Origin of the sequence: Streptomyces sp. NPDC001568, assembly GCF_042893755.1 — a bacterium.
Lineage (GTDB): Bacteria > Actinomycetota > Actinomycetes > Streptomycetales > Streptomycetaceae > Streptomyces.
Genome location: NZ_JBIAVF010000003.1, coordinates 209,823 through 234,238, shown reverse-complemented (window position 1 = coordinate 234,238; position 24,416 = coordinate 209,823). Strand labels below are relative to the sequence as shown.

The following is a 24,416-nucleotide window of genomic DNA, read 5'->3' as shown; positions in this document are numbered from 1 at the left end:
CAACTCCTCGTTGAGCCGGGCAGGATCAGGCTGATTTCGCAGGCTGAGATCAGGCAGGGGCGGGTGAAGAAGAGCAGACTGCAGTTAGAGTAACCGAACGATCGGTCGGGACAAGAGGGCCCGGCAGGCCTGTGGATAAGTCGGTGCGGGAGGATCAGGACATGACAGCAATCGAGCGGTCCCGCACTGTGGCGGTCGTCGGCGCCGGCACCATGGGGCAGGGCATCGCCCAGGTCGCCCTCCTCGCCGGTCACCGCGTGCTGCTCCACGACATCGACCCCGCCTTCGCCGAGGCCGGGGCGGGCCTCGTGCGCGACCGCGTCGAGCGGATGGCGGCCAAGGGCCGCCTGGACGGTGCCGAGGCCGAGGAGGCGATCGGCCGGATCGGCGCGGCGCGCACCCTCGCCGACCTCGCCGACGCGGCCCTGGTCATCGAGGCCGTCGTCGAGGACGTCACCGTCAAGCGCACCCTCTTCGCGGCCCTGGAAGCGGTGATCGCGCCCGGGGCGGTGCTGGCCACCAACACCTCCTCCCTCTCGGTCACCGAACTCGCCGCCGACCTCCGCCACCCCGGCCGCTTCCTCGGCCTGCACTTCTTCAACCCCGCGCCGCTGCTGCCCCTCGTCGAGGTCGTCAGCGGGCACGCGACCGACCCCGACGTGGCCGAGAGCGTCCACGCCACGGTCCTCGGCTGGGGCAAGACCCCGGTCAACTGCTCCGACACCCCGGGATTCATCGTCAACCGGATCGCCCGCCCGTTCTACGCCGAGGCCTTCGCGGTGTACGAGGAGCGCGGCGCCGACCCGGCCACCATCGACGCCGTGCTCCGCGAGAGCGGCGGCTTCCGGATGGGGCCGTTCCAGCTCACCGACCTGATCGGCCAGGACGTCAACGAGGCCGTCACCCGCTCCGTCTGGGACTCGTTCTTCCGCAGCCCCAAGTTCACCCCCTCCCTCGCCCAGCGCCGGCTGGTCCAGTCGGGCCGGCTCGGCCGCAAGTCCGGGCAGGGCTGGTTCCCGTACGGGGAGGACGCCCGGCTGCCGGAGCCGCACACCGCGGGCCCCGAGGAGGCGCCGGACAAGGTCACCGTCGTCGGCGACCTCGGCCCGGCCGCCGTCCTGGCGGAGCTCATCGAGGAGGCCGGGATCGCGGTGACGGCCACCGGGCACGGCGGTCCGTACATCCAGCTGCCCGGTGAGGGCCAGCTGGTGCTCGCGGACGGCAAGACCTCCGTCGAGTTCACCGACGTCGTCTACTTCGACCTCGCCCTGGACTACCGCGGCGCCACCCGTGTCGCGCTCTCCGCGAGCGAGGACGTCAGCGCGCGGACCCTTGCGGAGGCCGTCGGCCTCTTCCAGAAGCTGGGCAAGAAGGTCTCCGTCATCGGCGACGTCCCCGGCATGATCGTCGCCCGGACCGTCGCCATGCTGATCGACCTGACCGCCGACGCCGTGGCGCGGGGCGTCGCGGACGCCGAGGACATCGACACCGCGATGACCCTCGGCGTCAACTACCCCCTGGGCCCGTCCGCCTGGCACGCGCTGCTCGGCCCGGACTGGGCCTACGACCTGCTGCACAACCTGGACGAACGCTGTCCCGGCGGCCGCTACGCGCCCTCGCTGGCGCTGTTCAGGCTGGGCTACGCGGCGGACGGGGAAGACGAGGGGGAGGACACGGCATGACCACTGTCAGGCGGGACACCTACACCCCGGAGACGCTGCTCTCCGTGGCCGTCCAGGTCTTCAACGAGCGCGGCTACGACGGCACCTCCATGGAGCACCTCTCCAAGGCGGCCGGAATCTCCAAGTCCTCCATCTACCACCACGTCGCGGGCAAGGAGGAACTGCTCCTGCGGGCCGTCAGCCGCGCGCTGGACGGACTCTTCGCCGTCCTCGACGAACCCGGCGCCGTACGCGGCCGGGCGGTGGAACGGGTCGAGTACGTGACCCGGCGGACGGTCGAGGTGCTGCTCGGCGAACTGCCGTACGTGACGCTGCTGCTGCGGGTCCGGGGCAACACGCGCACCGAGCGCTGGGCGCTGGAGCGGCGCCGCGAGTTCGATCACCGCGTCGCCGACCTGCTGAAGGCCGCCGCGGCCGACGGGGACCTGCGCGCGGACGTGGACATCCGGCTCGCCACGCGGCTGCTGTTCGGCATGGTGAACTCGCTCGTGGAGTGGTACCGCCCGCACCCCGGCGCGGACCACGGCCAGCTCGCCGACGCGGTGGTCCACATGGCCCTCGACGGGCTCCGCGCGACCCCGAAGGGACGTGGCGACGCGGCTTCGTGACCGCGGCCTCTTCGGGAACGCGGAGAAAGCGGCTTCGTGGACGCCGCGCGACACACCGGCACACCGTGCGCCCTCCGGGATCCGGGGGGCGCACCGCGTTGTCCGGGATCCGGGGGGGGGCACCGCGTGGTCGACCGCTCCCCCGCACCACCCGGTCGGATCAGTCGTACCGGTGTCGTCCGTGGGCCGGGCGCTCACTCCTCCGTGAGGGCGGGACCGGTGGCGGGGCCCGGGTCGAGGAGGTCCGTCTCCTCGAAAACCAGCAGCGTGCGCGTGGAGAGGACCTCCGGGATGGACTGGAGGCGCGTCAGGACCAGCTCGCGCAAGGTCCGGTTGTCCGGGGTGTGGACGAGCAGCAGGACATCGAAGTCGCCGCTGACCAGTGCGATGTGCGCCGCTCCCGGCAACTCGCGCAGCTGTTCGCGCACCGTCCGCCAGGAGTTCTGGACGATCTTCAGGGTGATGTACGCGGAAGCGCCCTGACCTGCTCGTTCGTGGTTCACCCGGGCGGTGAAACCGCGGATCACCCCGTCGTCGATGAGCCGGTTGATGCGGGCGTAGGCATTGGCCCGCGACACGTGGACCTGCTCGGCCACCGAGCGTATGGACGCCCGGCCGTCCGCCTGGAGCAGCCGCATGATCGACCGGTCGATCGGATCCAGGGGGCGGGAAGGCACCGGAGGGGCGCCCGGGACCGCCCCCGGCGGGACCGGGCCGGAACCGGCTCCGGCCATTTGTTCATCCGGCATTGCCCGATGCCTCCCTCTCCTGGACGTCCTGCACCCATCCCACGGCCCCGGCGCCAGTTTGTCCACAGCCTGGAGCCGCCTGTAGCCAAATTGCCCGGACAACCGAACAATCGGTTGGTGAGGGGCCTCACATCCGGGGCACTCCCTGCCCGCTTCCCACGAGGAGGTGTACGCCGCCATGACGGTCCAAGAGCTGCCCGGTGCCGGTGCGTCCCACCGTGTCACCCCGCCGCCCGCCTGGAGGCCCCGTACGGACGCAGCGGCGCTGCTTCCGGACCCCGAGCCGTACCGGGTGCTGGGCACCGAGGCGGCCGACCGCCTCGACCCGACGCTGATGCGCCGGTACTACGCCGAACTCGTGCGCGGCCGCCGCTACAACGCGCAGGCCACCGCGCTGACCCGGCAGGGCCGTCTCGCCGTGTACCCGTCCACCGTCGGCCAGGAGGCCTGCGAGATCGCGGCCGCGCTGGTCCTGGAGGAGCAGGACTGGCTCTTCCCGAGCTACCGGGACACCCTGGCGGCCGTGGCGCGCGGGCTGGACCCCGTACAGGCGCTCACGCTGCTGCGGGGCGACTGGCACACCGGGTACGACCCGCGCGAGTACCGGATAGCCCCGCTGTGCACCCCCCTCGCCACCCAGCTGCCGCACGCGGTGGGCGTCGCCCACGCCGCCCGGCTGCGCGGGGACGAGGTCGTCGCGCTGGCCATGGTCGGTGACGGCGGCACCAGCGAGGGCGACTTCCACGAGGCGCTGAACTTCGCGGCCGTCTGGCAGGCCCCGGTGGTCTTCCTGGTCCAGAACAACGGCTTCGCCATCTCCGTCCCGCTCGCCAAGCAGACCGCGGCGCCGACGCTGGCCCACAAGGCCGTCGGCTACGGAATGCCCGGCCGGCTGGTCGACGGGAACGACGTCGCGGCCATGCACGAGGTGCTCACCGAGGCCGTCCAGCGCGCCCGCGGCGGCGGCGGTCCGACCCTCATCGAGGCCATCACGTACCGGATGGAGGCCCACACGAACGCCGACGACGCGACCCGCTACCGCACGGACGCCGAGGTGGAGGCCTGGAAGGCGCACGACCCGGTGGAACTGCTGGAGCGCGAGCTCACCGCCCGCGGGATCCTCGACGAGGACGGCATCCGGGAGGCGCGCGACGCGGCCGAGGCGATGGCCGCGAACCTGCGCGAGCGGATGAACGCCGAACCGGTCCTGGACCCGATGGACCTGTTCGCGCACGTCTACGCGGAGCAGACCGGACGACTGCGCGAGCAGGCCGACCTGCTGCGCGCCGAACTGGAAGCCGAGGAAGAGGCGTGAGCACGGTGGCACAGCGGGCGGTGAAGCCCGCGACGATGGCGCAGGCCCTCACCCGGGCCATGCGCGACGCGATGGCCGAGGACCCGACCGTCCACGTCATGGGCGAGGACGTCGGGGCGCTCGGCGGGGTCTTCCGGATCACGGACGGCCTCGTGAAGGAGTTCGGCGAGGACCGCGTGACGGACACCCCGCTCGCGGAGGCCGGAATCCTCGGCACCGCGGTCGGCATGGCCATGTACGGGCTGCGGCCGGTCGTGGAGATGCAGTTCGACGCGTTCGCGTACCCGGCCTTCGAGCAGCTCATCTCGCACGTGGCGAAGATGCGCAACCGCACGCGGGGCGCGATGCCGCTGCCGATCACCATCCGCGTCCCGTACGGCGGCGGCATCGGCGGCGTCGAGCACCACTGCGACTCCTCCGAGGCGTACTACGTGGCCACGCCCGGTCTGACGGTCGTCACCCCGGCGACGGTCGAGGACGCGTACGGGCTGCTGCGCGCGTCGATCGCGAGCGACGACCCGGTGGTCTTCCTGGAGCCGAAGCGGCTGTACTGGTCGAAGTCACCGTGGTCCCCGGACGCGCCGGACGAGGTCCCCGGGATCGGCAAGGCCCTGGTCCGCCGGGCGGGCACGAGCGCCACGCTGATCACCTACGGACCGTCCCTGCCGGTCTGTCTGGAGGCGGCCGAGGCGGCTCGCGAGGAGGGCTGGGACCTGGAGGTCGTGGACCTGCGCTCGCTCGTCCCGTTCGACGAGGAGACGGTCGTGGCCTCCGTACGCCGTACCGGGCGCGCGGTCGTGGTCCACGAGGCCGGCGGCTTCGGCGGACCGGGCGCGGAGATCGCCGCTCGCGTGACGGAGCGGTGCTTCCACCACCTGGAGGCGCCCGTGCTGCGCGTGACGGGATTCGACATTCCGTACCCGCCGCCGATGCTGGAGAAGCACCACCTGCCCGGTGTGGACCGGATCCTGGACACCGTGGCCCGCCTGCAGTGGGAGAACTGATGCCGCAGGTACTGGAGTTCAAGCTGCCCGACCTCGGGGAGGGGCTCACCGAGGCGGAGATCGTCCGCTGGCTGGTGGCCGTGGGCGACGTGGTCGAGATCGACCAGCCGGTCGTCGAGGTCGAGACGGCCAAGGCGATGGTCGAGGTCCCCTGCCCGTACGGCGGCGTGGTCACCGCACGCTTCGGCGAGGAGGGCACGGAACTCCCGGTCGGAGCACCGCTGATCACGGTGGCGGTCGGCTCGGGCACCACGCCGGAGCCGGAGGCGTCGGAGACGGCGTCCGGGTCGGGCAACGTGCTGGTCGGTTACGGCACGGACCACTCCCGGCCGGCGCGACGCCGCCGGGTCAGGCCGGCGGGTGCGGCGCAGGCCGCTCCGGCGGCCGTGGCCGTGGCCGCTGCCGCTCCGGCGGTCGTGGTCGCTCCGGCGGTCGCCGTCGGTCCCGTCGCGGTGATCTCGCCGCTGGTGCGCAAGTTGGCCCGGGACAACGGGCTCGACCTGCGGGCGTTGCACGGCTCCGGTCCGGAGGGGCTGATCCTGCGGGCCGACGTCGAGGCGGCCCTGGCCGGGGCGTCCGCGGCGTCCGCCGGTTCCGTCGCGCGGCCCGCCGCAGCCGCGGCACCCGTCGCGGCGACCCGATCCGCGGCCCAGGGCGAGCGGATTGCGCTCAAGGGGCTGCGCGGGGCCGTCGCGGAGAAGCTCTCGCGCAGCCGGCGCGAGATCCCCGAGGCCACCTGCTGGGTCGACGCGGACGCCACCGAACTGATGGCGGCCCGGGCCGCGATGAACACCGTGGACGGCCCGAAGATCTCGGTGCTCGCGCTGCTCGCCCGGATCTGCACGGCCGCGCTCGCCAAGTACCCGGAGCTCAACTCCACCGTCGACCTCGCGGCGAACGAGATCGTCCGGCTCCCGGCCGTGCACCTCGGCTTCGCCGCGCAGACGGAGCGCGGTCTGATGGTTCCGGTGGTCCGGGACGCGCAGGACCGCAGCCCGGAGTCCCTGTCGGCGGAGTTCGCCCGGCTGACCGAGCTCGCCCGGGCCGGGAAGCTGGCACCGTCCGACCTCACGGGAGGGACGTTCACCCTCAACAACTACGGGGTGTTCGGGGTCGACGGCTCCACGCCGATCATCAACCACCCCGAGGCGGCCATGCTCGGCGTGGGCCGGATCATCCCCAAGCCGTGGGTGCACCAGGGGGAGCTGGCCGTGCGCAAGGTCGTCCAGCTGTCGCTGACCTTCGACCACCGGGTCTGTGACGGCGGCGCGGCCGGCGGCTTCCTGCGCTACGTCGCCGACTGCGTGGAGAACCCGGCGGTGCTGCTGCGCAGCCTCTGACCAGGGGCCTCGGATCCGAGGCCTCCGATCCGCAGCACCCGAGCCGCCCGTCCTGACCCGGGCGGCCGGGGCCGCGGCCAAGGACTCCCGGGGCGGCGGCCCCGGGAACAATGGCCGGGCGGGACCCCCACCCCGCCCGGCCGTACCACCCGTGCCGGCCGTACTGCCGCGCCGCCCGTAGCACCCGTGCCGGCCGTACTGGGGCGCCGCCCGTACGAGGCGTTCCGCGGTGGGCTACACGGTCAGCAGCAGCTTGCCGACGTGGGCGCTGGACTCCAGCACCCGGTGGGCCTCCGCGGCCTCGGCCATCGGGAACGTTGCGTGCACCACGGGGCGCACCCGCCCCGCAGCCACCAGCGGCCACACGTGTTCCCGTACGGCCGCGATGATGGCGGCCTTCTCCTCCAGCGGCCGCGTCCGCAGCGAGGTGGCGGTGATCGCCGCGCGCTTGGCCAGCAGGGTGCCCAGGTTCAGCTCGGCCTTGACACCGCCCTGCATCCCGATCACGGCGAGCCGCCCGTTGACGGCCAGCGCGTCCAGGTTCCGCGCCAGGTACTTCGCGCCCATGATGTCGAGGATCACGTCCGCTCCGGCGCCGCCCGTGGCGGACCGCAGCTCCTCCACGAAGTCCTGCTCGCGGTAGTCGATCAGGATGTCCGCGCCGAGCTCGGCGCAGCGCGCCAGCTTCTCCTTGCCGCCCGCGGTCACCGCGACCCGCGCACCGACCGCCTTGCCGAGCTGGATCGCCATCGTGCCGATGCCGCTGGAGCCGCCGTGCACGAGCAGGGTCTCGCCGGGGCGCAGCCCGGCGACCATGAACACGTTGGACCACACCGTCGCGACGACCTCCGGCAGCGCGGCGGCCGTCACCAGGTCGATGCCCGCCGGCACGGGCAGCAGTTGCCCCGCCGGGACCGCCACCCGCTCCGCGTAACCGCCGCCGGCCAGCAGCGCGCACACCTCGTCGCCCACCGACCAGCCGGACACGCCCGGTCCGACGGCGGTGACACGGCCGGAACACTCCAGGCCGGGATGGGGGGAGGCGCCGGGCGGAGGGTCGTAGAAACCTTGCCGTTGGAGGACGTCGGCGCGGTTCACGGCGCTCGCCGCGACCGCGACGATCACCTCCCCCTCGCCGGCCACCGGATCGGGTACGTCGGCCCAGACGAGGGCCTCGGGGCCACCGGGCTGCTCGATCGTGATCGCATGCATGGCCCGGAGGCTACGCGAACCCGCCCCGGGACGGCAGGACGCCGCCGCGGTGCGGCGGCCCGGCCCGGGGCCGGCGCGAGGCCCCCGCGCCGACTCGATCCGCGGTCCACCGGATCCGCGGTCCACCCGATCCGCGGTCTACTCGACCGGGCCGAGCGTCACGTTGGGCGTGAGCGGGCGCGTGGCGCGCACGATGGTGATGACCCGGTCCGTCAACTGGAGCGGGCTCGCGTGCGGGTCGTCGTAGGCGAGCAAGCGATGGCCGCGCAGCACGCTCACGACCAGGTCGTTGGTCTCCCGTACGTTCCGGCCCACCTCGGACTTGTTGACGGGCCGTTCGATCAGGTCCAGGCCGCTGCCCTGCTGGATGAGGTCCTCCATCACGGTGCCCGCGCTCGGACTGAGCACCGACAGCCCGAGGAGGCGCCCGGCCGCGCTGGCGCTGGTGATGACCGCGTCCGCGCCGGACTGCTTCAGCAGCGGCGCGTTCTCCTCCTCGCGGACCGCCGCGACGATCTTCGCGCCCCGGTTGAGCTGGCGCGCCGTCAGCGTCACCAGGACCGCAGTGTCGTCCCGCTGGGTGGCGATGACGATCTGACGGGCCTTCTGGATCTCCGCCCGCAGCAGGACGTCCGAGCGGGTGGCGTCGCCGACCACACCCGTGAACCCCTCCGCGTTGGCGATGTCGATGACCTTGGCACTGGGGTCGACGATGACGACCTGTTCCCTGCTGAGGCCGGTGGCCAGCAGGGTTTGCAGCGCTGAGCGGCCCTTCGTACCGAAGCCGACGACGACCGTGTGCTCGCGCAAGTTCTTCCTCCAGCGACTCAGCCGCCATTCTTCCCTGGTGCGTTCGGTGAGCACTTCCAGGGTGGTGCCGACCAGGATGATCAGGAACAGTACGCGCAGCGGCGTGATCAGCAGGATGTTCACCAGCCGTGCGCTGTCGCTGTACGGGACGATGTCGCCGTAGCCCGTCGTGGACAGGGTCACGGTCGCGTAGTAGAAGCAGTCGAGGAGATCGACCTGCTCGTTCGCGTTGTCGTGGTACCCGGCGCGGTCGAGCCAGACGATCAGGACCGTCAGGAACAGCACGAACAGGGCCATCAACAGCCGAAGGCCGACCTGCCGCAGCGGCTTTTCGACGACGCGTCTGGGCAGCTTGATACGGCGCGAGACGAGTTTCTCGTCCGCGCCGCGCGCCATGGCGTCCTGGCCGTGAAGTTTCACGTGAAACATCCCCCCGAAGCCCAGGGCAGGTCGAGGATTTCGAGATCCTGCCCGGATCGTGCGCCGTGCGGCGGTACGACGGCCAGCGCGTCGGCGGCGGCCACGCCGCGCAGCATCGCCGGGCCGTTGTACCGCAGCGGCACGGCATGTTCGTCGGTCAGCAGCACCGGCACGAGCCGCGTGTCGTGCGGGTGGCCGGGCACGTCCCCCTGCACCGGCGCCGTGTAGCGCGGCCGCTGTCGGCGGCCCGCGAGGGCGCGCAGCAGGGGCTCGGCGAGGGTCAGCAGCCCGGAGACGGCCGCCAGCGGATTGCCGGGCAGGCCGACGACGTGCCGCCCGTCCGCCCGGTCGCCGATGCGGGCCAGCAGCATCGGATGCCCGGGGCGCACGGCGACCCCGTCCACGAGCAGTTCGGCACCGGCGCGGGCCAGTACGGGGTGCACGTGGTCGACGGGGCCGGAGGCGGTGCCACCGGTGGTGATCAGCAGGTCCGCGGTGGAGCCGACGACGGCCTCGTACAGGGCCTGCGCCCCGGCCGGGTCGTCCCCTAGCCGGCGCGTACCGGTGACCTGCGCCCCGAGCCGGGTGAGCCAGGGGCCGAGCATGGGGCCGAGGGCGTCGCGGATCAGCCCGTCGTGGGGGCGGCCCTCGGTCAGCAGCTCGTCACCGAGGACGAGCACCTCGACGCGGGGCCGGGGCCGGGTGACCAGCTCGTCGTACCCGGCGGCCGCGGCGAGGCCCAGGACGGCCGGCGTGACGAGGGAACCGACGGGCAGCAGCAGGTCCCCGGAGCGGCACTCCTGGCCGCGCGGGCGGATGTCCTGGCCGGTGCTGACGGCGCGCTCGGCGTACAGCTGGGCGCCGACCTCGCGGACGTGCTCGCTGCGGATCACGGCGCTGGTGTCCGCGGGGATCCGGGCGCCGGTGGCGATCCTGACGGCCTCGCCGTCCGCGAGCGGAGCCGGCGGCTCAGTCCCGGCCAGGACCCCGCCGGGGCGGGTCCGCCAGGGGCCGGGTCCGGCGACGGCCCAGCCGTCCATGGCGGAGGTGTCGAAGGACGGCAGGTCGCAGAGGGCCTCCAGGGGAGCCTCCAGCACCTCGCCGAGCGCGTCCGGGAGCGGTACCCGGTGGCTGCGGCCGCGGACGCCGGAGCCGGCCCGGACGGCCGCCGCCCGGGCGTGCGGCCAGGCCGCGGCGCGGTGGCCGCCGGTGGCGCCGGCCCGGTCATCGCGGGTGACCAGGGCAAGGGCTTCGTCCAGGGCGCCGTCGGCGTCGGTACGGGTCATCCTGAGCCGCTCTCCTGAGGATCGGCGGGCTTCGCCTGGTCGGGATTCGTTTCGGCGGGCCGCGCATCGGAGTTCTGCGCTTCGTCGGCCCAGCGCAGGGCCAGCTCGGCGGTCTTGTGGCAGGCGTCGAGGACGGCCTGCGCCGGGTCGGCGCCCTGCGCCTCGGCGCGGGCTGCCGCGTAGCCCACGAGGAAGGTCGTCAGCGGAGCCGCGGGCCGGGCGACGCCGTGGGCGGCGTCACGGGCGAGGTCGAGCAGGGCCGTGACGTCGACGTCGACGTCGATGCCGAGTTCGTTCTTGGCGGCGTTGATCCATTGCTCCAGCACGGTCCCATGCTCCCTGATCCGGGCGCGGGCCGCCGCCAGGTCCTCCCAGGTGTCGCAGTCGAAGGAGGCGAGTGGCGCAGCGGCGGCGACGGGGGTCAGGTCGAGTTCGGCGGTCAGGGCGCGCAACGGCAGCCCGTTGAGGGTGCCGTGCTCGGTGGCGAGCAGGGCGATCTCGCGGCGCAGGGGCTCCGCCCGGTAGGCGGCGACCAGAGGCTGGTCCCTGCCGTCGGGGTCCCGGAGCAGGGCCCCGTCCGGCCCGTCGGCGGCCAGCAGCGCGCGGACGGTGTCCCGGTCGAGGAAGGGCAGGTCGGCGGAGAGTACGAGGACCAGCCCGGCCGTCGTGGCCCGCAAACCGGCGTCCAGTGCGGCCACCGGGCCGCCGCCGGGCGGGTCCTCGCGGGCCCAGCGCACCGGGCGGGCCGTTGCCCGGCGGCCGCCGACCACGACGGTGGTCCCGGCGTCGGCGCACGCGTCGAGGACCCGGTCCAGCAGGGCGCGGCCGCCGACGCGGAGGCCGGGCTTGTCGGCCCCGCCGAGGCGGCGGGCGGCGCCGCCGGCCAGGACGATCGCGTCGTAGGTCATGCCGTTGAGTATGGGGGCCGGGTGTCCTTCGCCGGCTGCCCGGGCCTGCGTCGTGCGTTGCGGCGGGGTGGGGGGTTTCCGGGCGCTGCCCGGACCCGCGCCTCAAACGCCGGCGGGGCTGGATGGGGGTGCTGTCCGGCCTGTGCCGTGACTGTCGGTGGGGCTGGAGCGGGCGCTGCCCGGACCCGCGCTTCAAGCGCCGGCGGGGCTGGATGTGGGCGCTACCCGGGCCTGCGTCGTGCGTTGCGGCGGGGTGGGGGTTTCCGGGCGCTGCCCGGACCCGCGCCTCAAACGCCGGCGAGGCTGAAGGGGGCGCTGCCCGGCCCGTGCCGTGACTGCGGATGGGGCTGGAGCGGGCGCTGCCCGGGCCCGCGCTTCAAGCGCCGGCGGGCTGGATGTGGGTGTTGCCCGGGCCTGCGTCGTGCGTTGCGGCGGGGTGGGGGTTTCCGGGCGCTGCCCGGACCCGCGCCTCAAACGCCGGCGAGGCTGAAATGGGTGCTGTCCGGCCCGTGCCGTGACTGCGGATGGGGCTGGAGCGGGCGCTGCCCGGACCCGCGCCTCAAACGCCGGCGAGGCTGAAATGGGCGCTGCCCGGGCCCGCGCCTCAAACGCCGGCGGGGCTGACGGGGGCGCTGCCCGGGCTCGGGCCTCAAACGCCGGCGGGGGTGGAGGGGGCTGCTCGGGAGGGGCGTGAGGGGGCTGGGGCGGTGCGGGGAAAAGCGCCGGCGGGTCGGGGCCGGGGGCCCCGGCCCGCCGGGTGGGTGTGGGGTGGGGTGGGGTCAGAGGTACGGGCCGGAGCGGACCGCGCCGTGGGGGCCGTCCTCGTCGTCCTCGTGCGATCCGCCGGGGGGCAGTGCGCGGCGCATCTGCTCCAACTGGGCCCGCGCCGCCATCTGCTGCGCGAACAGGGCCGTCTGGATGCCGTGGAAGAGGCCCTCCAGCCAGCCCACCAACTGCGCCTGCGCGATCCGCAGTTCCGCCTCGGAGGGAATGGCCTCCTCGGTGAACGGCAGGGACAGGCGCTCCAGTTCCTCGACCAGTTCCGGTGCGAGGCCGTCTTCGAGCTCCTTGACCGAGGCGGCGTGGATGTCCTTGAGCCGGACCCGGCTCGCCTCGTCGAGAGGTGCGGCGCGTACCTCTTCCAGGAGTTGCTTGATCATGCTGCCGATCCGCATGACCTTGGCGGGCTGTTCGACCATCTCCGTCACCGGGACCTCGCGCGACTCGTCATCGGCGCCGCCGACCGCCATCCCGTCCTGTCCCACGATCAGGACGTTCGGGGGGCTGTCCTGCGACCGTTCACTCCTCGGCATCTCCATGCCGTCATTCTCTCGCACACCTGCGTACTCACACGGTGTGCCCCCGCGGGAGCGTGATCCACCCTGTCCGGGGGCCGGAACATCGGCCCGGCCCCCGTCGCGGGCGTCAGCCGGCCTCCCGGCGGGCCAGTGCGCCGCTCGACCGGGTGACCAGCGCCGCGAGCAGGGCCGCGCCCAGCGGGACCAGGATCAGCAGCCCGGCCAGCGTGGACCAGGGCACGGCGATCGGCACGTACAGGTCGGCGTCCTGCAGGGTGGCCCAGCCCATCTCGAGGCCGTTGCGGATCAGACGTTCCTGTTCGCGTTCCTGGGTGAGCCGCAGCCCGACCGCCGGCAGGATCCCGGCGGCGGAGCCGAGGACCACGCCCATCAGGGCGACCACCCCGCACTGGAAGCCGCTCAGGGTGCGCCGGACGCGCGGGTCGGCGCCGACCGCCGCGAGGGTCTTCAGATCGGCTTCGGCGTCGGCCTGGGAGAGGCCGGTCGCGATGCCGGCCGCGCCGATGGTGATCAGGCCCGCGAAGACGGTGAGGACGAGCACGCCGAGGGTGCTCTCCTTCTGGTAGCCCTCCTCGATCTTGAGGTGGGCGTCGGCGCCCATCCGGTCGATCTCCCCGTCGAGCTTCTGCCGCTGTGCGCCGGTCGCCTTCCCGTCGAGGCTGAACCAGGCGCCGAGGGGAGCCGTGGCGAGGCCGGCGTTCTTGGCGGCGGCCGGCGGTACGACCAGTTTGATGCCCCAGGCCTCGGCGGGACGCGGGGCCGTGTGGACGGCGAGCACCTTGTCCTGGCCGGGGAGTTCGGCGTTCTTCGCGGAGGCCTCCTCGACGGCTGCCTGGTCGGTGACGACCCGCAGGGTGACCTTTCCGTCCTTCACGTCGCGCGGTTCGAAGGAGACCGCCCGGCCGTCCTTGAGGGCCGCGGCGGATCCGGGGTCGGTGACGGCGAGGACGGTCATCAGCTTCTCGTCGGCGACGACCACGTCGGGGGCCGAGTAGAACGTGCGCGGTGCGCAGCGCGGGTCCTTGCGCAGCTCACGGGCCTGTGCCCGGGTGAAGGAGTCGATCCCGCCGGGCGCTTCGAAGAGCGGGCAGCGCTGTTCCTTCGGGGTGATGAGTTCGACGCGTCCGCAGCCCGGGTCGGACTCGCGCATCTCGCAGTTCGGGTTGCCGACCACGAAGCGGTCGACATCGGCCCGTACGGCGACCGGCAGCGTGCCGCTGAGGGTGTCGCGCAGGGCCGGGACGTCCTTGTGGCCGGTGTTGTCATTGGCGGTCAGGGTCCCGACGTTGGCGGGGAGTTCGGCGACGTACTCGTGCCGGGCCTGGACGTCACTGCTGTGGTCGTACGTGGAGACCGCCACGGTCCCGGCGACGGCGGCCAGCACGGCGGCCACGGCCGGCGCCGTACGTCCCCGGTTGCGGACGGCGTCGCGCAGCGCGAGCCGCGGCGAGAGCGGCAGCCATCGTCCCAGCCGCCCGAACAGGCCGACGAGGACCGGGGTGAGGGCGACGACGCCCAGTTCGGCGACGGCGCTGCCCGCGGCGACGACGGTGGTGCTGACCCGGTAGTTCGCTCCGTAGAGGACGAGCGCGGTGCCGCCGGCCACGGCGACGAGGCCGAGGACGGGCAGCACCCGGTTGGCGCGGCGGACGCCGCGACGGCCGGTCAGGGAGGCCAGTACGGTCTGCCGGGACGCGGTGACCGCGGGCACGACCGCCGCGAGGAGACCGGTCAGCACGGCGAGCAGGGCGATGCCGAGGAGCTCCAGCGGGCGGACGTCGAAGCCGCCGAAGCGTGCGCCGAGCTGCTGTTCCAGGACGGGCCGCAGCCCGACGGTGAGGGCCACGCCGATCGCCGTGCCGATCACGGCCGCGACGGCGCCGATCACGAGGCCCCCGGAGAGCACGACGGCCCGGATGTGCCGCCGGTCGCCGCCGTTCGCGCCGAGCAGCCCCAGCTGGCGGCGCGAGCGTCGGGCGCCGACCGCGAAGGCGGGCCCGGCGAGCAGACACACCTCCAGCATGGTCAGGCCGATGACGGTGGCCAGGACGGCCCGCTCGGTGACGGTGCCCCCGGAGCCGGGCGGCTCGAACTGCTCCTTCGGCTCCTGCCGGAACAGCGGGACGTCGGAGTCGGCGGGCGGGTTCAGGGCCACGGCGCGGGAGCGCACGAGCGCGCCCTTGGCATTGGCCTCCTTGACCATGTTCCACGTGAAACCATCGCCGCCGACCGAGACCAGGTACGAGGTCCGGGCGGACACCCCGGGCGCCCCGGTGGCTTGCAGAGCCTTGTCCAGCGGGGTGAACAGGGTGCCGGGGAGGGCGAGCAGTTCCGTGGTCCGCAGCGAGGAGGGAAGCTCGTACGCCCCCACGACCTTGTACGCGACCGGTGAGCCGCGCGGGGTGACCGAGGAGCCGACGTACAGCCCGGAGGCCTTCAGGAAGGCGTTGGTGGCGACGACCTCCCCCGGCCCGGAGGGCAGCCGGCCGCGGTCGAGCGTGATCAGGCCCCGGGTCAGCGGGTCGTGCACGTCCAGCTCGCGCAGTTCGGTGGCGAGGAGGCCGTGCGCGGTGTGCACCTTGGTGTGGCCGGAGGTGTCCTGGACGGCCTTGGCGCCGGTGGGGACCGAGGCCTTCAGCGGCTGCGATTGCGGCTGCTTGCCCGACCGGTGGGCGTCGTAGCCGCCGACCGGTACGTAGTGCTCGCCGTCGGGGTGTTGGAGCACGGCGCCGTCGACGTGGGTCTCGCCGATCCGGGCGTCGGCGGCGCCGAGTTCACGGGTCAGGGTCTGTTGCGGGGAGAGTTCGCCGCTGCGCAGGGCGAGGTCGGCGGCGCTCACGCCGATGATCGGCAGGGCGATCATCGACAGCACGAGGGCGCTGCGGCCCTTGGCGCGCCAGGCGTCGCGCCGGGCGATGCGCAGGGCCGCGACCCAGGGGTGGTACCAGGAACCGAACGGGGAGGTCACAGGCCGGCCGCCCGCCCCGAGAGCAGCGAGTCGGCGCCGCTGCGCAGGGTCTCGTCCACGACGGTGCCGTCGCGCAGGAAGACGACCCGGTCCGCCCAGGCGGCGAAGCGGGGTTCGTGCGTGACGAGGATCCCGGCCGCGCCCGCGTCGCAGCGGTTGCGCAGCAGGGCCAGCACCGATTCGCCGGTCTCGGAGTCGAGGGCGCCGGTGGGCTCGTCGGCGAGGACCAGCCGGCGGTCGCCGACCAGCGCGCGGGCGATGGCGACGCGCTGCTGCTGGCCGCCGGACATCTCGTCGGGGAAGCGGTGGGCGAGCTGGGCGAGGCCCATCTCCTCCAGCGCGGCGACCGAGGCGACGCGGGCCTTGCGGGCGGGGACGCCGTCGAGTTCGAGCGGCAGCGCCACGTTCTCGGCCGCGGTGAGGGCCGGTATCAGGTTGTAGTCCTGGAAGACGTAGCCGATGCTGCGCCGGCGCAGCGCGGCGAGCTGTTTGCGGCTTGCGGTGGTGATGTCGACCCCCTCGACGACGACCCGGCCGCTGGTCGGGGTGTCGAGGCCGCCCGCGAGGGTGAGCAGCGTGGACTTGCCGGATCCGGACGGGCCCATCACGGCGACGAGTTCGCCGGGGCGGACGCTCAGGTCGATCCCGCGCAGGGCGTGCACCTCGGTGGCGCCGCTGCCGTGGGTGCGGACGAGCCGGTCCAGTTGGAGTACGGGTTGCGTGGTGTGCTGGTCGGGCATGAGGGGTTCCCCCTTGGAACGGTGGTCAGCCCCGCCGCGGGCGGGCGGTACGGGGCCGGCCGGCGGTGGCGCCGGCCGTGGGCTCGGTGGCGGGCTCGGCGCCGGCGGCCCGCGCCGGAGCGGGCTCGGCGGATCCGGTGGGTGTCCGGCCGGCCCGCTGGGAGAGCCGGACGAGCCGTGCCTCGGAGTGGTCGAGCCAGCGCGCCTCGGCCTCGGTCTGGAAGATCAGCTGCTCCAGGACCAGCAGCCAGGCGAGGTCGTCGCGTTCGTCGGCCTCACCGCTCTCGATGGCTCCCAGGGCCCTGGCCTTGAGCCGGGTGTAGTCCTGCATGGCCTGGACGGTGGCGTGCCGCTGGGACTGGATCACGGCGCGGATGTCCACACCGGGAGCGCCGACGGCCATGGCGAGCTTGATGGACAGCTCGTCGCGCGGCGGGTTGGTGCGGTCGACGGGGCGCTCGTACCACTCGTGCAGCTCGGCGCTCCCGGTGTCGGTGATGACGTACAGCGTGTGTCCGGCCGCGTCCTCGCCGCCGGGGGCGACGAGTCCGTCGCGCTCCAGGCGGGCCAGCGTGGTGTACACCTGCCCGACGTTGAGGGGCCAGGTGGAACCGGTGCGGGATTCGAACTCGGAGCGCAGTTGGGAGCCGTACCGGGGGCCCCGTTCCAGCAGGGCGAGAAGGCCGTGGCGAATCGACATACTCAGTATGTATACCGAGTATGCCCTCCCTCGCAAGAATCCCCCGGGCGGGCCCGGGGCGGCGGTGGGGCCCGCGCGGGCCGGCTTCGGATCCGTCAGCGGCCGCGCCGCAGCCGCATCCCCATGAAGCCGAGGCCCAGTCCCATCAGGGCCAGTCCGGTGCCGAGCGGCAGCATGTGGGCGGCCAGGTCGGCGGCCCGCTCGTTCGGCCCGGTGCCGATCGCGGTGACGGACGACGGCGGGCTCGGCACGGCGTGCGGCCTCGGCTCGGGAGCCACCTCCGGCGGGACGACCGGCTCACCGGGCGGCTGCGCGGGCCGTACGGGGTGCCCGGGCCGGAGGGGTCGGGCCGGCCGCAGCGGACGTGACACCGGGGCCACGTCGACGGAAGCCGGCTCGGCGGCCGGCCGCCCGGGGCGCTCCCGGCCCTCGCCGGCGGCGCTGCCGGCGAGTTCCTCCCAGGGGCCGCCCGGGGCGTCGGTGGTCCGGCCGGTGACGGTGGGCGCGGCGGCGCCGGGGGCGGCGCTCGCGGGCACCGTGACCAGGAGCGCGGCGGCGAGCGCGGCTCCGGTCGCCCAGTGCGGGACGCGGAGGCGTTGAGTCACGGGGAGCCCCTCCCGTTCCGGTTGACCGAGGAAGCGGAAACCGAGATCCGGCAAAGCGGAAGACCGAGGACCGAGCGGCGGAGCGACGGAGCGGCGGACGAGCAGGTGGCGGAGCGAACGGCGGAGTCGGCGGACGGCGGAGCGGACGGACGGACGGGCGGCCGAGTGGCCGGCCGTACGGCGGCAGGTTCGTGCTCAGATTTACATAGTGGGGCAAAAGCGGCATCCCGGGCCGCCCATCGGGGTGGCCCGGGATGCCGGGTGTGTCGTGCGGGTCGCCGGGGAAGCCCGGGCCGACCTCTTCCTACTGCGGGTTGCCGGTCGAGACGATCAGCTTGAACTCCGTGTCGTCCTTCGCCACGTCGTCACCGGCGGCGGGCAGCTGCTCCAGGACGGTGTCCTGGCCGTAGACCGCCTCGTCCCGCTGTTCGATCTCGTAGCGCCAGCCGGCGGCCTGGAGGCATTCCTTGACCGAGCGGAGGTTCTTGTACCGCAGGTCGGGCGCGATGACCTTGTTCGCGTCCTTGTAGGCCTTGGACGGCTTCTTGCACTTCTCGACGTCGATCGTGCGTGAGGTGTCCGGCCCCTTGAAGCCCGCCTTGGCGGAACCGGAGGCGGACGCCGACGCGGACGTGCTCGGCCCCGGGCCCGCCTGCGGGTCCTCGTCCTTGCCGTTCATCGAGATCGCCGCGATCAGACCGCCGACGGCCAGCAGGGCCACGACGATCGCGCCGACCACGACCGGCGTGTTCCGCTTGCCGCCGGAGGAGCCGCCCCCGACGGCCGTCGGACCGCCCTGGTGCGACGGGGAGATGGTGAACGGCGGCGGCGTCCGGGGTGCGTACTGCTGGGGCGTTGGCGTGTGCACGCCCTGCTGCGGGTACGCGTACCCGCCCTGGTGGTGCTGCGGCGGGGGCGTCGGCGCGTACGGGGACTGCGTCTGCGGGGCCTGGTAGGGCTGCTGGAGCGAGTGCGGCGGCGGGGCCTGGAACCCGGAGTCGACGGGCGGGAACACGGCCGAACCCACGCCGGCGCCGCTGCCCCCGGCGACGACGCCCGGCACGATCACCGGCGCGCCCGTCTGCCCGGCGGACAGCACCCGCAGCAGGTCGTCGCGCATGGCGGAGGCCGTGGGGTAGCGCTCGTTCGGGTTCTTCTTCAGCGCGCGGGCCACGAGCGCGTCCATCGCCGGGGTGACCGCCCGGTTGATGGTCGACGGAGCCACCGGCTCCTCCTGCACGTGCGCGTACGCGATGGCCAGCGGCGAGTCCGCGTCGAAGGGGATCCGCCCGGTCAGCAGCTGGAACAGCATGATGCCGACCGAATACAGGTCGGAGCGGGCGTCCACGCCACGGCCCAGGGCCTGCTCCGGGGAGAGGTACTGCGGGGTGCCGACGACCATGCCGGTCTGCGTCATCGAGGTGACGCCGGACTGCATGGCGCGGGCGATGCCGAAGTCCATCACCTTGACGACGCCGCGCTTGGTCATCATCACGTTGCCGGGCTTGATGTCGCGGTGGACCAGGCCCATCTCGTGGCTGGTCTCCAGCGCGGCCAGCACGTCGGCCGTCACCTTCAGCGCCTTGTCCGCGGGCATCGCGCCGTACTGGCGGATGTCGGCCTCCAGGGCGGAGCCCAGGGGCTGACCTTCCACGTATTCCATGACGATGTAGGGCATCACGGTGGTGTCGCCGCCGGTGGAGCCGCCGAAGACGACTTCGCCCTCGCCCGTGTCGAAGACCGAGACGATATTGGTGTGCGACAGTTTCGCAACAGCCTGTGCCTCACGGCGGAACCGCTCGCGGAAGGACGCCTCGCGCCCCAGTTCGCTGTGCAGGGTCTTGATCGCCACCTGCCGGTCGAGGGCGGAGTCGTACGCGAGGTAGACCGACGCCATGCCGCCCTCGCCCAGCAAATCCCTTAGCTGGTAACGGCCACCGGCCAGAGAGCCGCCTGCGTACCGGCCCTGTGTGCCGTCCTGGCTCATGACTGTTGCTTCCCCTCGGGCTGCGTCCCCACGCGTCCGGCTGAGCGCGTGTGGCGCCCAGTCTGCCGGAGGGCAAGCACACGTCAAGCCAGGTACCCGTTCCGTGACCGCGGGGCCACGCGCCGCCTTTGTCCGGACGGTGACCGGTTCCGAGGCTGTAGCGTTCGTCGGAGCACCCGATGAGGACCCGATGAGGACCCACCGCTAGAGCGGACGAGAGAGACGACGGCGAGGACTGATGGCACCCGAACCCGAGGGAAACGGCGCCGGGATGGCTGACGGTCCTGAACATTGGGGCGCGGGCGGCATCGTCGGGGACGGCCGCTACCGGCTGACCCATCGCCTGGGCCGCGGCGGCATGGCGGAGGTCTTCGCCGCCGAGGACGTGCGCCTCGGCCGTACCGTCGCCGTGAAGCTGCTGCGCGCCGACCTCGCCGAGGACCCGGTGTCCAAGGCCCGGTTCACGCGCGAGGCGCAGTCCGTCGCCGGGCTCAACCACCACGCCGTGGTCGCCGTGTACGACTCGGGCGAGGACCGGGTCGGACCGAACGTCGTCCCCTACATCGTGATGGAGCTCGTCGAGGGCCGCACGATCCGCGACCTGCTGATCAGCGCCGAGGCCCCCGGCCCCGAGCAGGCCCTGATCATCGTCTCGGGCGTGCTGGAAGCCCTCGCGTACTCCCACCAGCACGGCATCGTGCACCGTGACATCAAGCCCGCGAACGTCATCATCACCAACACCGGTGCGGTGAAGGTGATGGACTTCGGCATCGCCCGCGCCCTGCACGGCGTGCAGTCGACGATGACCCAGACCGGCATGGTCATGGGCACCCCGCAGTACCTGTCGCCCGAACAGGCCCTCGGCAAGGCCGTGGACCATCGCAGCGACCTCTACGCGACCGGCTGCCTGCTCTACGAACTCCTCGCCCTTCGGCCGCCCTTCACCGGCGAGACCCCGCTCTCGGTGGTCTACCAACACGTGCAGGACGCCCCGGTGCCGCCTTCGCAGCTGCCCGAGGGCGGCTCGATCCCGAAGGAACTCGACGGCCTGGTCATGCGGTCGCTCGCCAAGGACCCGGACGACCGGTTCCAGAGCGCCGAGGAGATGCGCGGGCTCGTCCAGTACGCGCTCCGGATGCTCCAGGAGCAGGGCGCGAACACCGGTACCTGGAACACCGGTCCGGTCACCATGTCCCTCCCGCACGGCCAGCCCGGCTCGCCGACCACGGTGATGCAGGGCAACGGCAACGGCGGCCAGTTCCCCTCGCACTCGACGACCTCGCAGTTCCAGCAGCCGATGGTGCCGCCGCTCAATCCGGACGACGGCTCCGCGTTCCCGGGCGGCGGCGGTCCCGGCGGCCCGGGCGGCGGGCACGGCGGCTACGGCGGTTACGACGAGCGTCCGCGCGGCGGCCGCTGGAAGATGATGCTGTTCGCGCTGCTCGCGGTGCTCGCCATCGCCGGCGGTGTGGCGTACGCGGTCAACACCATGAGCGGCAACAGCGACAACAAGGACAAGACCCCGTCCACGAACCAGAGCTCGCCGGGACCCTCGCAGAGCAAGCCGGGGGAGACCAGCCCGGAACCGGAGTCGAGCCGCTCGGTGCCGTCGAACTCGAAGACGTACGAGGAGACGTACGCGCCGAATCCGACCAAGAGCAACAAGTTCACGCCGAGCACGGGCCCGACGGCGAGCGCCAGCACGAGCCCGACCCCGACGGCGAGCAAGAGCACGCCGGTGGACCCGACGCCCCCCACGAAGGAGCCCCCCACGAAGGAGCCTCCGACGAAGGAGCCTCCGACGAAGGAGCCGACGGACCCCGTCACGGGCGGCCCGGTGAGCCAGGTCGAGTAGGCACCCGAAGGACGCGAAAGGGCCCGGCGGAACGAATTCCGCCGGGCCCTTTCGCGTCCCCGCGCGCGAGGTCGGTCCGTCCGATGATCACAATGCGTGTTGGTACTGCCGTTCTTGTCGGCTCATGTTCCCGGCCAGGGTGTGCACGGTGACGAGTTGGGGTTCGATGCGCATGTAGACCGGGTCGAAGACCGCGCCGTCCACGAAATGCGGGCCCGGACCGAATAGTTCCAGTTCCCCGTTGGTCGGTTCGACGATCTCCGCCGTGCCGGTGAACTGGACCGACCACAGGCGTTCGTCGGGGGAATTGAAGTTGTCCGCGCCGTACGAGACCACACTGCCGTTGCAGGCCTGGTGGTAGCCGAAACCGGAGTGCATTCTCAGGACGACCTTGCCGTCCACCACGATGTGGCGGGCGAGGGCGAGGAAGGGCAGCGCGCGCATGCTGGTGGCGACTCGGCCGTAGGGCACGCGGCGCAGCAGTTCGATGGCGTGGAGTTCCTCAGGGGACATGCGACCACTCTCCGGCACCGACAGGGCGTCGGGAAAGAGGATCCCGCCCCGACGATCGGGGACGTTGGTCCCGAATGGGCCCGAAGCGCCCCGGACACCGACGGCCGACCCGAGGGCTCCTGGGACCGCCGGGTTCCTTCACCGTGCGTCACGATGATGTGCGTCCGTGCGTCGGTGGGGCGGGGAGCGGGGAGGTTACGCGCGCTTCTCCGCCTGGAGGCGGGCCACGTACGCGGCGGCCTGGGAGCGGCGCTCCATGCCCAGCTTCGAGAGCAGGCTGGAGACGTAGTTCTTGATCGTCTTCTCCGCCAGGTGCAGCCGCTCGCCGATGACGCGGTTCGTCAGGCCCTCGCCGATCAGGTCGAGGATCTTGCGCTCCTGCTCGGTGAGGTTGGAGAGCCGGTCGTCGCCCTTGCCGTTCTTGCCGTCGCGCAGCCGCTCCAGCACCCGTGCGGTCGCGACGGGGTCCAGCAGCGACTTGCCGGCCGCCACGTCCCGTACGGCGCTCAGCAGCTCGTTGCCGCGGATCGCCTTGAGGACGTAACCGGAGGCGCCGGCCATGATCGCGTCGAAGAGCGCCTCGTCATCGGCGAACGAGGTCAGCATCAGGCACTTGATGTCCTCGTTCTGCGAGCGCACCTCCCGGCACACCTCGACGCCGCTGCCGTCCGGGAGCCGTACGTCGAGGACGGCGACGTCGGGACGGGTCGCCGGGATGCGCACCAGCGCGTCCGCGGCGGTACCGGCCTCGCCCACGATCTCGATGTCGTCTTCGACCGACAACAGCTCATGAACACCCCGACGTACCACTTCGTGGTCGTCCAGGAGGAATACCTTGATTTTTCCGTCTTCGCGCACGAAGTCAGTTTCACACACTCACCCCTTCCCTGCCGGAGTTACCCGGGATAACGTGCCGTTGTTCCGGCCCCCTGCAAGGCTGTGACCAGTGGTTGTTCGCGCTCCCGCCGATTTACTTGGATATCCAAGCAAAATCGCAGGTCAAACGGGGTTTCGCGGTTATACGGCGCACTGGGTAACGTGCATTGCGCAGGGCACTCGCCGGGGCACCTGTCACGCCTGAATCCCGTACTCGACGCGCACCCACCCCGTGCGCGGGTACAGATGCAGGTGAGCCGCACTGGACCCCGGAGAACCCGGGTGCCGGACCGACGGAGGAGCACACGTGACCGTGGAGAGCACTGCCGCGCGCAAGCCGCGACGCAGCAGCGGCACCAAGCGGGCAGCCGGCGCGGCGAGCGCCCGCAAGACCGCCGCCGCCACCGCACAGCCGCACGACGCCGAGCCTCAGCTCGTACAACTGCTGACGCCCGAAGGAGAACGGGTCGAGGTCACGGACAATCCGGACCTCGCGGAGTTCGCGCCCTTCGTCGCGGACATCACCACCGACGACCTGCGCGGGCTGTACCGCGACATGGTCCTGACCCGCCGCTTCGACGGCGAGGCGACCGCCCTCCAGCGCCAGGGCGAGCTGGGCCTGTGGGCCTCGCTGCTCGGCCAGGAAGCGGCGCAGATCGGCTCCGGCCGGGCCCTGCGGGACGACGACTACGTCTTCCCGACCTACCGCGAGCACGGCGTGGCCTGGTGCCGCGGGGTCGACCCGACGAACCTGCTCGGCATGTTCCGCGGTGTGAACCACGGCGGCTGGGACCCGACGGTCAACAACTTCCACCTGTACACGATCGTCATCGGCTCGCAGACGCTCCACGCGACCGGCTACGCCATGGGTGTGGCCAAGGACGGCGCCGACTCGGCGGTCATCGCCTACTTCGGCGACGGCGCGTCCAGCCAGGGCGACGTCGCGGAGGCCTTCACCTTCTCGGCCGTCTACAACTCGCCGGTCGTGTTCTTCTGCCAGAACAACCAGTGGGCGATCTCCGAGCCCACCGAGCGCCAGATGCGCGTGCCGCTCTACCAGCGCGCGCAGGGCTTCGGCTTCCCCGGCGTCCGCGTCGACGGCAACGACGTCCTGGCCTGCCTCGCGGTCACCCGCTGGGCGCTGGACCGGGCGCGCCGCGGCGAGGGCCCGACCCTGGTCGAGGCGTTCACGTACCGCATGGGCGCGCACACCACTTCGGACGACCCGACGAAGTACCGGCGCGACGAGGAGACCGCGGCCTGGGAGGCGAAGGACCCGATCCTGCGCCTGAAGGCCCACCTGCTGGCCTCCGGGGGCGCCGACGAGGCGTTCTTCGCGGAGCTGGAGGCGGAGAGCGAGGTCCTCGGCAAGCGCGTGCGCGAGGTCGTACGGGCCATGCCCGACCCCGACACGATGGCGATCTTCGAGAACGTCTACGCGGACGGGCACGCGCTCGTCGACGAGGAGCGGGCACAGTTCGCCTCGTACCTCGCGTCCTTCGAGGGTGGGGAGTGACCA

General features: G+C 72.8%; 20 protein-coding genes. 7 read left to right on the top strand and 13 right to left on the bottom strand.

All coding sequences use genetic code 11. The features are described from left to right. Nucleotides 1–161 precede the first annotated feature (161 nt). Together ACFY0I_RS06850 and ACFY0I_RS06845 are read left to right on the top strand one after the other, a co-directional pair. On the top strand, nt 162–1,682 hold the full coding sequence (locus ACFY0I_RS06850; protein ID WP_388891200.1) for a 3-hydroxyacyl-CoA dehydrogenase: 1,521 nt from the start codon (nt 162–164) through the stop codon (nt 1,680–1,682). Continuing rightward, complete coding sequence (locus ACFY0I_RS06845) at nt 1,679–2,290, top strand: TetR/AcrR family transcriptional regulator (RefSeq protein ID WP_388891197.1); 612 nt, start codon at nt 1,679–1,681, stop codon at nt 2,288–2,290. Before ACFY0I_RS06850 ends, ACFY0I_RS06845 begins: the two co-directional genes overlap by 4 nt. Nucleotides 2,291–2,484: 194 nt before the next feature. On the opposite strand, the gene ACFY0I_RS06840 is transcribed toward ACFY0I_RS06845, so the two are convergent. Then, a complete protein-coding gene (locus ACFY0I_RS06840) occupies nt 2,485–3,024 on the bottom strand; it encodes an Lrp/AsnC family transcriptional regulator (protein ID WP_388891801.1) in 540 nt (179 codons plus the stop codon). 193 nt (nt 3,025–3,217) lie between these two features. Here ACFY0I_RS06840 and pdhA (ACFY0I_RS06835) point away from each other — a divergent pair, with 193 nt between their 5' ends. From pdhA (ACFY0I_RS06835) to ACFY0I_RS06825, 3 genes are read left to right on the top strand one after another with little or no spacing between them, the layout of a single operon-like run. Then, complete coding sequence (gene pdhA, locus ACFY0I_RS06835; protein WP_388891195.1) at nt 3,218–4,354, top strand: pyruvate dehydrogenase (acetyl-transferring) E1 component subunit alpha; 1,137 nt, start codon at nt 3,218–3,220, stop codon at nt 4,352–4,354. Nucleotides 4,355–4,389: 35 nt separating this feature from the next. Next, nucleotides 4,390–5,358 carry an alpha-ketoacid dehydrogenase subunit beta gene (locus tag ACFY0I_RS06830; protein ID WP_385690900.1) on the top strand — a complete coding sequence of 323 codons (969 nt, stop codon included), beginning with the start codon at nt 4,390–4,392 and terminating at the stop codon, nt 5,356–5,358. After that, a complete protein-coding gene (locus ACFY0I_RS06825) occupies nt 5,358–6,698 on the top strand; it encodes a dihydrolipoamide acetyltransferase family protein (RefSeq protein WP_388891193.1) in 1,341 nt (446 codons plus the stop codon). Before ACFY0I_RS06830 ends, ACFY0I_RS06825 begins: the two co-directional genes overlap by 1 nt. A 234-nt stretch (nt 6,699–6,932) precedes the next feature. On the opposite strand, the gene ACFY0I_RS06820 is transcribed toward ACFY0I_RS06825, so the two are convergent. From ACFY0I_RS06820 to ACFY0I_RS06775, 10 genes are all read right to left on the bottom strand, one after another. Further along, entirely contained in the window at nt 6,933–7,910 is a 978-nt protein-coding gene (locus ACFY0I_RS06820; RefSeq protein ID WP_388891190.1) for an NAD(P)H-quinone oxidoreductase, read from the bottom strand. Nucleotides 7,911–8,048: 138 nt separating this feature from the next. Further along, nucleotides 8,049–9,149, bottom strand: coding sequence for a potassium channel family protein (locus ACFY0I_RS06815; protein ID WP_388891188.1), 1,101 nt, complete (start codon nt 9,147–9,149; stop codon nt 8,049–8,051). Further along, nucleotides 9,137–10,426, bottom strand: coding sequence for a molybdopterin molybdotransferase MoeA (locus ACFY0I_RS06810; protein ID WP_388891186.1), 1,290 nt, complete (start codon nt 10,424–10,426; stop codon nt 9,137–9,139). Before ACFY0I_RS06810 ends, ACFY0I_RS06815 begins: the two co-directional genes overlap by 13 nt. Continuing rightward, complete coding sequence (locus ACFY0I_RS06805; protein WP_388891181.1) at nt 10,423–11,334, bottom strand: NTP transferase domain-containing protein; 912 nt, start codon at nt 11,332–11,334, stop codon at nt 10,423–10,425. The genes ACFY0I_RS06810 and ACFY0I_RS06805 overlap by 4 nt, the downstream gene beginning before the upstream one ends. Before the next feature lie 779 nt (nt 11,335–12,113). Then, nucleotides 12,114–12,653 carry a bacterial proteasome activator family protein gene (locus tag ACFY0I_RS06800; protein WP_281211160.1) on the bottom strand — a complete coding sequence of 180 codons (540 nt, stop codon included), beginning with the start codon at nt 12,651–12,653 and terminating at the stop codon, nt 12,114–12,116. Between the two features lie 106 nt (nt 12,654–12,759). Beyond that, the gene (locus tag ACFY0I_RS06795; protein WP_388891797.1) at nt 12,760–15,516 is read right to left on the bottom strand and encodes an FtsX-like permease family protein; all 2,757 of its coding nucleotides are present in this window, start codon (nt 15,514–15,516) and stop codon (nt 12,760–12,762) included. 101 nt (nt 15,517–15,617) lie between these two features. Continuing rightward, nucleotides 15,618–16,361 carry an ABC transporter ATP-binding protein gene (locus ACFY0I_RS06790; protein ID WP_388891178.1) on the bottom strand — a complete coding sequence of 248 codons (744 nt, stop codon included), beginning with the start codon at nt 16,359–16,361 and terminating at the stop codon, nt 15,618–15,620. Between the two features lie 25 nt (nt 16,362–16,386). After that, nucleotides 16,387–17,061 (bottom strand): PadR family transcriptional regulator, encoded by a 675-nt coding sequence (locus tag ACFY0I_RS06785; RefSeq protein ID WP_388891176.1) that lies wholly within the window; start codon nt 17,059–17,061, stop codon nt 16,387–16,389. Nucleotides 17,062–17,156: 95 nt separating this feature from the next. Continuing rightward, on the bottom strand, nt 17,157–17,666 hold the full coding sequence (locus ACFY0I_RS06780; RefSeq protein WP_388891173.1) for a hypothetical protein: 510 nt from the start codon (nt 17,664–17,666) through the stop codon (nt 17,157–17,159). A gap of 304 nt (nt 17,667–17,970) precedes the next feature. After that, entirely contained in the window at nt 17,971–19,653 is a 1,683-nt protein-coding gene (locus tag ACFY0I_RS06775) for a protein kinase (protein WP_388891170.1), read from the bottom strand. Between the two features lie 238 nt (nt 19,654–19,891). On the opposite strand from ACFY0I_RS06775, the gene ACFY0I_RS06770 reads away from it, so the two are divergent. After that, entirely contained in the window at nt 19,892–21,508 is a 1,617-nt protein-coding gene (locus tag ACFY0I_RS06770) for a protein kinase (RefSeq protein ID WP_388891167.1), read from the top strand. Nucleotides 21,509–21,595: 87 nt separating this feature from the next. Here the strand turns inward: ACFY0I_RS06770 and ACFY0I_RS06765 are convergent, their stop codons facing one another. Further along, complete coding sequence (locus ACFY0I_RS06765; protein WP_388891164.1) at nt 21,596–22,021, bottom strand: pyridoxamine 5'-phosphate oxidase family protein; 426 nt, start codon at nt 22,019–22,021, stop codon at nt 21,596–21,598. Between the two features lie 195 nt (nt 22,022–22,216). Further along, nucleotides 22,217–22,879 (bottom strand): response regulator transcription factor, encoded by a 663-nt coding sequence (locus tag ACFY0I_RS06760; RefSeq protein WP_030857586.1) that lies wholly within the window; start codon nt 22,877–22,879, stop codon nt 22,217–22,219. Nucleotides 22,880–23,204: 325 nt separating this feature from the next. On the opposite strand from ACFY0I_RS06760, the gene pdhA (ACFY0I_RS06755) reads away from it, so the two are divergent. Then, complete coding sequence (pdhA, locus tag ACFY0I_RS06755) at nt 23,205–24,413, top strand: pyruvate dehydrogenase (acetyl-transferring) E1 component subunit alpha (protein WP_388891161.1); 1,209 nt, start codon at nt 23,205–23,207, stop codon at nt 24,411–24,413. Nucleotides 24,414–24,416: the final 3 nt, after the last annotated feature.